This is a genomic window from Steroidobacter sp., assembly GCF_036402275.1.
Taxonomy (GTDB): domain Bacteria; phylum Pseudomonadota; class Gammaproteobacteria; order Steroidobacterales; family Steroidobacteraceae; genus Steroidobacter.
In genome coordinates this window covers 890974-901623 of record NZ_DASWTF010000036.1, presented here as the reverse complement: position 1 = coordinate 901623, position 10650 = coordinate 890974, and the positions used below count along the sequence as shown (strand labels likewise).

The 10650-nt window shown below is 63.1% G+C and carries 11 protein-coding genes and 1 tRNA gene; all 12 read left to right on the top strand.

The features are described 5' to 3' along the window. Position 1: 1 nt before the first annotated feature. Positions 2–1894, top strand: coding sequence for an ATP-dependent zinc metalloprotease FtsH (ftsH, locus tag VGD45_RS23550; protein ID WP_331157803.1), 1893 nt, complete (start codon positions 2–4; stop codon positions 1892–1894). A 73-nt stretch (positions 1895–1967) separates the two neighbouring features. Then, the gene (gene folP / locus VGD45_RS23545; RefSeq protein WP_349263319.1) at positions 1968–2837 is read left to right on the top strand and encodes a dihydropteroate synthase; all 870 of its coding nucleotides are present in this window, start codon (positions 1968–1970) and stop codon (positions 2835–2837) included. Between the two features lie 18 nt (positions 2838–2855). Beyond that, on the top strand, positions 2856–4205 hold the full coding sequence (glmM, locus tag VGD45_RS23540; protein ID WP_331157801.1) for a phosphoglucosamine mutase: 1350 nt from the start codon (positions 2856–2858) through the stop codon (positions 4203–4205). Positions 4206–4320: 115 nt separating this feature from the next. Then, a complete protein-coding gene (tpiA, locus tag VGD45_RS23535; RefSeq protein ID WP_331157800.1) occupies positions 4321–5079 on the top strand; it encodes a triose-phosphate isomerase in 759 nt (252 codons plus the stop codon). A 43-nt stretch (positions 5080–5122) separates the two neighbouring features. Beyond that, entirely contained in the window at positions 5123–5542 is a 420-nt protein-coding gene (gene secG, locus VGD45_RS23530) for a preprotein translocase subunit SecG (protein ID WP_331157799.1), read from the top strand. Positions 5543–5596: 54 nt separating this feature from the next. Continuing rightward, positions 5597–5681 (top strand) — tRNA-Leu (locus VGD45_RS23525). Positions 5682–5818: 137 nt separating this feature from the next. After that, positions 5819–6175, top strand: coding sequence for an NADH-quinone oxidoreductase subunit A (locus tag VGD45_RS23520; RefSeq protein WP_298723640.1), 357 nt, complete (start codon positions 5819–5821; stop codon positions 6173–6175). Further along, positions 6166–6669 carry a NuoB/complex I 20 kDa subunit family protein gene (locus VGD45_RS23515; protein WP_203167283.1) on the top strand — a complete coding sequence of 168 codons (504 nt, stop codon included), beginning with the start codon at positions 6166–6168 and terminating at the stop codon, positions 6667–6669. The genes VGD45_RS23520 and VGD45_RS23515 overlap by 10 nt, the downstream gene beginning before the upstream one ends. A gap of 29 nt (positions 6670–6698) precedes the next feature. Next, positions 6699–7430 (top strand): NADH-quinone oxidoreductase subunit C, encoded by a 732-nt coding sequence (locus tag VGD45_RS23510; RefSeq protein WP_331157798.1) that lies wholly within the window; start codon positions 6699–6701, stop codon positions 7428–7430. An 11-nt stretch (positions 7431–7441) separates the two neighbouring features. Next, positions 7442–8695, top strand: coding sequence for an NADH-quinone oxidoreductase subunit D (locus tag VGD45_RS23505; protein ID WP_331157797.1), 1254 nt, complete (start codon positions 7442–7444; stop codon positions 8693–8695). Then, positions 8692–9279 carry an NADH-quinone oxidoreductase subunit NuoE gene (gene nuoE, locus VGD45_RS23500; RefSeq protein ID WP_331157796.1) on the top strand — a complete coding sequence of 196 codons (588 nt, stop codon included), beginning with the start codon at positions 8692–8694 and terminating at the stop codon, positions 9277–9279. The genes VGD45_RS23505 and nuoE overlap by 4 nt, the downstream gene beginning before the upstream one ends. A 36-nt stretch (positions 9280–9315) precedes the next feature. Next, positions 9316–10647, top strand: coding sequence for an NADH-quinone oxidoreductase subunit NuoF (gene nuoF / locus VGD45_RS23495; protein ID WP_331157795.1), 1332 nt, complete (start codon positions 9316–9318; stop codon positions 10645–10647). Positions 10648–10650 lie beyond the last annotated feature (3 nt).

Sequence of the window (10650 nt, the reverse complement as noted above, 5' to 3'; positions counted from 1 at the left end):
CATCGCCGTGGTGGTGGCCACGGTGGTCAGCAATTTCAGCGCGCGATCCGGCGGAGTACAGGAGATGCCGTACTCCACCTTCCTGCAGCAGGTGAAGGACGGCGGCGTCGCCGAAGTCACCTTGAACAAGACCACCGACGTCATCCGGGGCGTACGCACCAATGGCGAGCAGTTCACCGTCAACAATCCCGAGACGGAGAACAACGAGCTGATCGGCACCCTGATCGAGAACAACGTGAAGTTCTCGGGCGCGGCGCCCGAACGTCAGTCGTTCCTGATGCAGCTGTTCATCTCTTCCTTCCCCATCCTGCTGTTGATCGCGGTGTGGGTGTACTTCATGCGCCAGATGCAGGGCGGCGCCGGCGGCAGGGGGGCCATGTCCTTCGGCAAGAGTCGCGCACGCCTGCTCGGTGAGGACCAGGTCCAAGTCACGTTCGCCGATGTCGCGGGCGTGGACGAAGCCAAGGAAGAAGTGGTCGAGATCGTCGAGTTCTTGAAGGACCCGGGCAAGTTCCAGCGCCTGGGCGGCAAGATTCCTCGCGGCGTGCTGATGGTCGGCTCGCCCGGTACCGGTAAGACGCTGCTCGCCCGCGCCATCGCCGGCGAAGCCAAGGTGCCGTTCTTCACCATCTCCGGTTCCGACTTCGTCGAAATGTTCGTCGGCGTGGGCGCGAGCCGCGTGCGTGACATGTTCGACCAGGCGAAGAAGCATGCCCCGTGCATCATCTTCATCGACGAAATCGACGCCGTCGGCCGCCAACGTGGCGCCGGCCTGGGCGGCGGTCACGACGAGCGCGAGCAGACGTTGAACCAGCTGCTGGTCGAGATGGATGGTTTCGAAGGCACCGAGGGCGTGATCGTCATCGCCGCCACCAACCGTCCCGACGTGCTCGATCCGGCGCTGCTGCGTCCGGGCCGCTTCGACCGTCAGGTCGTGGTGCCGCTGCCGGATGTCCGCGGGCGCGAGCAGATCCTCAAAGTTCACATGCGCAAGCTGCCGCTGGCTGAAGACGTGAAGCCGCAGGTGATTGCGCGTGGTACGCCGGGCTTCTCCGGCGCCGATCTCGCCAACCTGGTCAACGAAGCTGCGTTGTTCGCCGCTCGCGCGAACCGTCGCACGGTGACGATGGACGAGTTCGAGCGCGCCAAGGACAAGATCATGATGGGCGCCGAGCGCCGCTCCATGGTCATGGACGAGCAGGAGAAGAAGCTCACGGCGTATCACGAGGCGGGTCACGCCATCATCGGCTTGACCGTGCCCGAGCACGATCCGGTTTATAAGGTCACCATCATCCCGCGCGGTCGCGCGCTGGGTGTGACGATGTTCCTGCCGGAAGCCGATCGTTACAGCACCAGCAAGCGTCGGCTCGAGAGCCGCATCAGCACGCTGTTCGGCGGCCGCATCGCCGAGGAAATCATCTTCGGACCCGAGTCGATCACGACCGGCGCTTCGAACGACATCGAGCGCGCGACCGAAATCGCCCGCAACATGGTCACGAAGTGGGGTCTGTCGAACAAGCTCGGTCCGCTGACCTACAGCGAAGACCAGGGCGAGGTGTTCCTGGGCCGCCAGGTCACGCAGCACAAGCAGGTCTCGGATGTCACCGCGCACGCCATCGACGAGGAAGTTCGCTATCTCATCGATACGAACTACAAGCGCGCCAAGGACATCCTGGAGTCGAACCTGGACAAGCTGCACAAGATGTCCGAGGCGTTGATCAAGTACGAGACCATCGACGAGACTCAGATCAAGGACATCATGGAAGGCCGCGATCCGAAGCCGCCCGCGGGCTGGGACGACAGCGGCGCGCCGTTCGGTGGCAATGGCAGCGGCAAGGGCCGCGAGCGCGAGAAGGGCGAGGCCCCGATCGGCAAGCCGGCCAGCCAGCACTGACCAGCATCCCGTTCGTTCGGGTTGGGAAGAGGCGCGGTAACGCGCCTTTTCCGTTTTGAAACGGCACAAATCTATGCAGCTGCGCTGTGGTGCTCTTACGGTGGATCTGTCCCAGCCACTGGTGATGGGCATCCTCAATGTCACACCCGATTCGTTTTCCGACGGCGGCCGATTCGTCGACGTGTCACGAGCGGTCGAGCACGCGGAGCGCATGATCGAGCAGGGCGCTGGAATGCTCGACGTGGGCGGTGAGTCCACCCGGCCCGGCGCTGCTGACGTGAGCGAAGAAGAGGAGATTCGCCGCGTCGTCCCTGTGATCGAAGCGCTCACCGCCCGCACCTCCATCCCTATTTCCGTCGACACCAGCAAAGCCGCTGTGATGACCGCGGCGGTAGCGGCCGGCGCGAGTCTGATCAACGACGTCCGGGCGCTGCAGGAACCCGGCGCACTCGAAGCCGCCGCGAGCACCCATGCCGCCGTCTGCCTCATGCACATGCAGGGGCAGCCCCGAACCATGCAGCACGAGCCGCGTTATGACGACGTGGTAGGGGAAGTGACCGCATTCCTCGAACAGCGGGTGGATGCCTGTCTGGCTGTCGGCATCGGCCGGGACCGGCTGGTGCTGGACCCCGGTATCGGTTTCGGCAAGCGGCTTCAGCATAATCTCGCCCTGTTGGCCCACCTGCCGCAGCTGAGCCGCCCAGGACCTAACCAGGGGCTGCCCCTGCTGGTCGGCGTATCCCGCAAGTCCATGTTCCAGGCCCTGCTGGGCAGGCCCGTGGAGCAGCGCCTGGCGGGCGGATTGGCCGTGGCCACGGCCGCCGTGCTGGCCGGGGCTGCTATCCTTCGCGTCCACGATGTTGCCGAGACGGTGGATGCTGTGAAGGTCGCCCAGGCCCTACGCGCCGCCGGTTACAACGCACGCGCGCCGATTGAAAACTAAGCACTCGAGGGATTCAGATTGAGCCGTAAATACTTTGGCACCGATGGCGTGCGAGGCCGCGTTGGCGAGCATCCGCTGACAGTGGAATTCGCGTTGAAGCTGGCGAGCTCGGCGGCCCGCGTGCTCGCGCCAAAGGGCGGCACGGTGCTGGTTGGCAAGGACACGCGCATCTCGGGCTACATGTTCGAGTCGGCGCTGGAAGCAGGCTTCGTCGCTTCGGGCGTGAATGTGATGTTGATCGGCCCGCTGCCCACGCCGGGCATCGCCTATCTCACCAAACGTTTCGAGTGCGATTTCGGCGTCGTGATCAGCGCCTCGCACAACCCATACGAAGACAACGGCATCAAGTTCTTCGACCGCAACGGCGGCAAGCTGAGCGACGAGATCGAAGCGCAGATCGAGCGCTATCTCGAGGATGCGCCGATCACACGCAGCTCCAGCGAACTGGGCCGCGCGACGCGCGTCGACAAATCGCGCGTGCGTTATCAGGAATTCGTGATGAGCACCGTGCCGGGCCTGGATTTGTCGGGCTTCAAGCTGGTGATCGATTGCGCCAACGGCGCCGGTTACAAAGTCGGCCCGCGCATTCTCGCTGACCTTGGCGCCGAGATCGTGCCGATCGGCTCCTCGCCGAACGGCCGCAATATCAATCTGAACTGCGGCTCCACCTCGCCGGGCCTGCTGCAACTCACCGTGCCGGGCGTGCAGGCGCAGGCGGGCGTCGCGCTCGACGGCGACGGCGATCGCCTGGTGATGGTGGACAACCTCGGCCGCGTCGTCGATGGCGATCAACTGCTGTACATCATCGCGCGGTCCCAAAAGCAGAAGGGCCTCCTGAAGGGCCCGGTCGTCGGCACCGTGATGAGCAATCTCGGTCTGGAACATGCTCTGCAGAAAGAGGGCATCGAATTCCGCCGCGCCAAAGTAGGTGACCGCTATGTGATGGAGCTGTTGAAGGAAACCGGCGGCATGCTGGGCGGCGAGACCTCGGGTCATCTGCTGACACTCGAGCACACCACCACCGGCGACGCCTTGATCAGCGCTCTGCAGGTGCTGGCTATCATGAAAGAGACCGGCAGCAGTCTTGCCGAGTTGACCGCGCCGATGCCGCGCTATCCGCAGGTGATGCAGAACGTGCGCGTGGCGAAGAAGATCGATCCGTTCAGCTCGCCGCAGATTACTGAGGCGGTGGCGCGGGCCGAAGGCAAACTGGCGGGCAACGGCCGGATCGTCCTGCGTCCCTCGGGCACTGAACCCGTGATCCGGGTCATGGTCGAAGGCAGTGACGAAAAGCTGGTGAAGGAACTCTGCCGGGATCTGGCCGCCACCGTGGCCGCGGCCGCCGAACAGAAGGCGGCGGTGGGCTGAGGGCGCCGGCAGGGTTCTCGTTTGATTTCATTCGGGTTTGATTTCGACAGAAGTCGCCGCTAAGCTTCCGCGCCCTTCGCAGGGCGGCCCGAAACCCAACTGTGGAGGTACCGCGATGCGCCGGCCATTCATTGCCGGGAATTGGAAGATGCACGGCTCGCGCGCGGAAAACGCGGAGCTGATCGAGGGCCTGCTGCTGGGCTTGCCGGCGCAGACGCACGTCGATATCGCCGTCTGTCCGCCCAACGTGTACCTCTGGGAAGTGGGTCGGCTGCTGAAGGACTCGATCGTGAAGCTGGGCGCACAGTCGGTGTGCGCGGAGTCGATCGGGGCGTTCACCGGCGAGGCCTCGGCGGCCATGCTGAAGGATGTCGGTTGCACTTATGTGATCGTGGGCCACTCCGAGCGGCGCACGATTTACCGCGAGGACGACGCGCTGGTGGCGCGTAAGTTTCTCGCGGCGCAGTCGCAGGGTCTGATCCCGATCCTCTGCGTCGGCGAAACGCTGGAAGAGCGGGAAAAAGGTCAGACCACGCAAGTGGTCTCCCGGCAACTGAAAGCGGTGTTGGATGTAGCTGCCCCGGGCGCGCTCCAGCAAGCGGTGCTCGCGTACGAGCCGGTCTGGGCGATTGGCACGGGCAAAAATGCGACGCCGGCCCAGGCGCAGGAAGTTCACGCACATATTCGCGCCGAGGTTGCGGCTCGTGATGCTAATATCGCGGCCGGTTTACGGGTGCTCTATGGCGGCAGCGTGAAAGCCGGCAATGCGAAGGAGATCTTCGCCATGCCGGACGTCGATGGTGGACTGATCGGCGGCGCGTCGCTGAAGGCAGATGAGTTTCTGAAGATCTGCGCCGCGGCCCAAGCTCATTAAGAGCGCGGTTTGAAACAGGCGCATTGAATCGGAATTGAATCGTATGAACTGGTTACATTCGGCGGTGGTGATTTTTCACCTGTTGATCGCCGCGGCCATCGTAGCGCTGGTGTTACTGCAGCGGGGCAAGGGCGCCGATGCGGGCGCTGGCTTCGGCGCGGGCGCGTCGGGCACCGTGTTCGGTGCACGCGGCTCGGCGTCGTTCCTGTCGCGCACGACGGCGACGCTGGCGGCGCTGTTCATCGCGACCAGTTTGACGTTGGCGTATCTCGGCGGCCGTCCGACCGAGGCGCCGAAGAGTGTGATCGATCGAGTGAATCTTCCGGACAGTGCTCCGGCGTTGCCCGCGACGCCGACGACGCCGCCGGCGGCAACCACCGATCAGGCGGTAGAACTGCCCGCGGAGCCGGCTCCTCAACCGGCCCCTGAAGCGACGCAGAGCGAGCCGACCCAACAACAGTAAATTTTCGGTTAGGCCGAGGCACTGGCCCAACCGAAACAGAAGGTCGATTTCAGTGCGGCTGTGGTGGAACTGGTAGACACGCTACTTTGAGGTGGTAGTGGAGCAATCCGTGGAGGTTCGAGTCCTCTCAGCCGCACCAGTTTTCGACTTTTCTAAGGGTTTTTGCCCTTCTCCCCAGAAGAAGGCTGCCTTCGTGCAATTCTTATAGAACCCTTTTTGGACCGGCCTGATACAATGCGCGCCGCCGCCGGACCCGGCGCGTCAGCAGCTTACGCGATGTTGCAAAACTACGTTCCCATCCTGATTTTTCTGGGCGTGGCCGGCGTGCTCGGCTCCGTGCTCATCGGCCTGGGCTTTCTGCTCGGCCCTCGCAAACCCGACGCCGAAAAGCTCTCCGCGTATGAGTGCGGCTTCGAAGCTTATTCGGACACGCGCATGAAGTTCGACGTGCGCTATTACCTGGTGGCCATCCTGTTCATCGTCTTCGACCTGGAAATCGCTTTCCTGTTTCCGTGGGCCGTGGCGCTCGACGCCGTCGGCATGGTCGGGCTCGCCGCCATGGGTGTGTTTCTTTTGATCCTGGTGGTGGGCTTCGTGTACGAGTGGAAGAAGGGGGCGCTGGAATGGGATTGACGGCTCCCACGGCGGAAACGCCGGACGCCGCGGTGACTCAACGCGGCTTCATGACCACCACGGTCGATTCGCTGGTGAACTGGGCCCGCACGGGCTCGATGTGGCCGATGACGTTCGGCCTCGCTTGCTGTGCCGTCGAGATGATGCACGCGGGCGCGGCCCGTTACGACCTCGATCGCTTCGGCGTGGTGTTCCGCCCGAGCCCGCGTCAGTCCGACGTGATGATCGTGGCCGGCACGCTGGTCAACAAAATGGCTCCGGCGCTGCGCAAGGTGTACGACCAGATGCCCGAGCCCCGTTGGGTGATCTCGATGGGTTCCTGCGCCAATGGCGGCGGCTATTACCACTACTCGTACGCGGTAGTGCGCGGCTGCGACCGGATCGTGCCGGTCGATGTGTACGTGCCGGGCTGCCCGCCGAGTGCCGAAGCACTGCTGTACGGCATCCTGCAATTGCAGAACAAGATCCGTCGCACCAGCACGATCGCTCGCTGACGCGAGCATAGGTTTTAAGCGAGTACGGGATGAGTTCACGTATCGAGACATTGGCCTCGCGACTGACAGCGCGCTTTGCTCAAGAGCTGCGTCCGCTGCCTGCGTTGCCTGGTGAAGTTGCGTTCGAAGTCGACGCCGCCAACCTGCTTGCCGTGTGTCGCGAGCTTCGCGACAACGCGGAGCTCGGTTTCGAGCAGCTGATCGATCTGGCCGGCGTCGACTATCTCGATTACGGCCGCGAGGAGTGGAACACGCTGAGCTCCACCGCCACCGGCTTCAGTCGCGGCGTGAATCGCATCAAAGAAACAGCGAGCGAGCCGCCAAGTAAAAATAAGAGTGCAGCGCGCTTCGCGGTGACCTATCAACTGCTGTCCATTTCCAACAACTGGCGTCTGCGTCTGCGCAGCTTCACCAACGAAGGCGAGCCGCCGGTCATCGATTCCGTGGTCGACATCTGGGCCGGCGCCAACTGGTTCGAGCGCGAGGCGTTCGACCTGTACGGCATCATGTTCCGCAATCATCCGGACCTGCGCCGCATCCTCACCGACTACGGCTTCATCGGACATCCGTTCCGCAAGGACTTCCCGCTGATCGGCAACGTCGAGGTGAAGTACGACACGACCAAGGGCCGCGTCGTCTACCAGCCGGTGAGCATCGAGCCGCGCACTCTCGTCCCTCGCGTGATTCGCGAGGACAACCGTTACGACCAGGTGCTGAAAGAAGTGCCGGTCGGCGCCGCCGCGCCCAACCACGGCGGTTGAGTAGATCAGCCATGGCAGACATTCATAACTTCACGCTCAACTTCGGCCCGCAGCATCCCGCCGCGCACGGCGTCTTGCGCCTGGTGCTGGAGATGGAAGGCGAGGTCATCCAGAAGGCCGACCCGCACATCGGTCTGTTGCATCGGGGCACCGAAAAGCTCGCCGAGTCCAAGCCGTTCAATCAGTCGATCGGCTACATGGATCGTCTCGACTACGTGTCGATGATGTGCAACGAGCACGCCTACGTGATGGCGATCGAGAAGCTGCTCGGCATCAAGGTGCCGGAGCGCGCTCAATACATCCGCGTGATGTTCGACGAGATCACCCGCATCCTGAATCATTTGATGTGGCTCGGCGCGCACGGCCTCGACATCGGCGCGATGACCGTCTTCTTGTATGCGTTCCGTGAGCGCGAAGACCTGATGGACTGCTACGAAGCGGTGTCGGGCACGCGCATGCACGCGACTTACTATCGTCCGGGCGGCGTGTATCGCGACCTGCCGGACTCGATGCCGAAGTATCAGCCGTCGAAGTGGCGCTCGCAGGCGGACGTGGACCGTCTCAACGAGCGTCGTCGCGGCAGCATGCTCGACTTCATCGACGATTTCTGCGCGCGCTTCCCGGCCAACGTCGACGAGTACGAAACATTGCTCACCGACAACCGCATCTGGAAACAGCGCACGGTGAACATCGGCGTGGTGTCTCCGGAGCGCGCGCTGCAGCTCGGTTTCACGGGCCCGATGATTCGCGGCTCGGGCATCGAATGGGATCTGCGCAAGAAGCAGCCCTACGAAGTTTACGACCGCATGGATTTCGACATTCCGGTCGGCGTGAACGGCGATTGTTACGACCGTTACCTGGTGCGCGTCGAGGAGATGCGTCAGTCGAACCGCATCATCAAGCAGTGCGTCGACTGGCTGCGCGCCCATCCCGGCCCGGTGATGATCGACGACCACAAGGTCTCCGCGCCCAAGCGCGAAGAGATGAAGGGCGACATGGAATCGCTGATTCATCACTTCAAGCTGTTCACCGAAGGCTACTGCGTGCCTGCCGGTGAGACCTACGCCGCGGTCGAAGCGCCGAAAGGCGAGTTTGGTATTTATCTGGTGTCCGACGGCGCCAACAAACCGTATCGCGTGAAGTGCCGCGCGCCGGGCTTCCCGCACCTCGCTTCGCTGGAAGAGATGGTGAAGGGCCACTTGCTCGCGGACGTGGTGGCCGTGATCGGCACGCAGGACATCGTATTCGGGGAAATCGACCGATGAGCGGCAGGCAAGATCCAGGTTCCAACGACGGCGGCAAGAGCGCGCCGGAGCTGGATGAAATCGATACCGGCGAAGTCGCTCACGACGCGCCTCATGGTTACAAGGGCGTGCTCTCCGAGCACGCGCGCCACGAGATCGATCACTGGCTGACCAAGTTTCCGCCGGATCGCAAGCGCTCGGCGGTGATCGCCGCGCTGCGCGCCGTTCAGCACGACATCGGCGGCTATCTCACCAAGGAATCGATGGACGCGGTCGCCGAGTACATCGGCCTGCCGCCGATCCAGGTGTACGAAGTCGCGACGTTCTACTCGATGTTCGAGACCAAGCCGGTCGGCCGTCACAGCATCTCCGTGTGCACCAACATCTCCTGCATGTTGTGCGGCGGCGAGGACATGCTGTCGCACGTCGAGAAGCGGCTCGGCATCAAGGTGGGCGAGAGCACGCCGGACGGCCGCTTTTTCCTGAAGCGCGAGGAGGAGTGCCTCGCTGCCTGTAACAACGCGCCGATGATGATGGTCGATCACGTGTACTACGAGAATCTCACGCCCGAGAAGATCGACGAGATTCTCGATCGTCACAAGTGATCGTTCGCAGCGCGCCTAGAGATAGCCATCGCCAACATGACTGACGAATCAAACAAACTGCTGTTAGGCAAGTACGCGAGCAACTTCGTTTGCTTCGCGACGCTCGGTATGGAGCGTCCGTCGTCGATCGAGTCCTATCGCAAGACCGGCGGCTATGAAGTGTGGGAACGCATCCTGCGCGAGAAGACGCCGAAGGAAGAGATCATCGAGCAGGTGAAGGCTTCCGGTCTGCGCGGCCGCGGCGGGGCCGGCTTCCCGACGGGCATGAAATGGAGCTTCATGCCGCGCAATGCGCCGGGGCAGAAGTACGTCGTTTGTAATTCGGACGAGAGCGAGCCTGGCACCTGCCACGACCGCGACATCCTGCGTTACAACCCGCATGCGCTGATCGAAGGCATGGCCATCGGCGGCTACGCCATGGGCGCGAGCGTAGGTTACAACTACATCCGCGGCGAGTTCCTCGACGAGCCCGTGCCGCGTTTCGAAGAAGCTTTGCAGGAAGCCTATGCCGCGGGCCTGCTCGGCAAGAATCTGCTGGGCTCGGGCGTGGACTTCGATCTGTATTCGTTCGTCGGCGCGGGTGCGTATATCTGCGGCGAAGAAACCGCGTTGCTGGAGTCGTTGGAAGGCAAGCAGGGCCGGCCGCGCTTCAAGCCGCCGTTCCCGGCGAACTTCGGCTTGTACGGCAAGCCCACCACGATCAACAACACGCAGAGCTATGCGTCGGTGCCGACCATCCTGCGCAAGGGCCCGAAGTGGTTCACCGATCTCGGCGTGCCCAACGCCGGCGGCACTATGATCTTTTCGATCTCGGGCCACGTGAACAAGCCGCAAAACATCGAGTTGCCGCTCGGTATTCCTTTCAAGGACCTGCTGGAGATCTGCGGCGGCGTGCGCGACGGCCGCAAACTGAAAGCGGTCATCCCCGGCGGCGTGTCGGTTCCGGTCGTGCCCGGCGACGCGATGATGACCGCCACGATGGATTACGACGGCGTCCGCAAAGTCGGGTCGAGCCTGGGTACGGGCTCGATGATCGTCATGGACGACACCACCTGCATGGTGAAGGCGCTCGAGCGCATCTCGCGTTTCTATTACGCCGAGTCGTGCGGCCAGTGCACGCCGTGCCGTGAAGGCACGGGCTGGATGAACCGCATGCTGAAGCGAATGCTCGCGGGCCAGGGCAAGAAGTCCGACCTGGACATGCTGGTCGACGTCGCCAACAAGATCGAAGGCCACACCATTTGCGCCTTCGGCGACGCCGCCGCCTGGCCGGTGCAGAGCTTCATGAAGCACTTCCGGCATGAGTTCGAATACATGATCGAGCACGGCCACAGCATCGTCGAACGCGATCGTCGCCAGGCCGCTTAATCC